At 68.4% G+C, this 288-nt stretch carries 1 protein-coding gene; it reads left to right on the top strand.

The annotated features are described in order from the left end of the window. On the top strand, window positions 1–288 hold a 288-nt coding region (locus KVT32_RS29780; RefSeq protein WP_217619394.1), incomplete at both ends, for a carbohydrate ABC transporter permease.

A 288-nucleotide genomic window follows, 5' to 3' on the forward strand; every position in this document is an offset into this window, starting at 1 on the left:
ACATGCTGATGCTGCTGGCCGGCCTGCGCAATATCCCGGCCGAGCTGTATGAGGCGGCGGCGCTCGACGGCGCGCGCGGCTTCACCCTGTTCCGCGCGATCACCTGGCCGGCCTTGAAGCCGGGGCTCGGCACCGCGCTGCTGATCCAGCTGATCGCCTCGCTGAAGGTCTTCGGCCAGACCTACATCCTCACCAGCGGCGGGCCCTACAACACCAGCCGCGTCACCCTGCATTACATGTACGAAACCGCCTTCACCCAGAGCGACGCCGGCTACGCGGCCGCGGTCG

Origin of the sequence: Achromobacter sp. GbtcB20, assembly GCF_019091095.1 — a bacterium.
In the GTDB taxonomy this organism is placed as follows: Bacteria; Pseudomonadota; Gammaproteobacteria; order Burkholderiales; family Burkholderiaceae_B; genus Achromobacter; species Achromobacter mucicolens.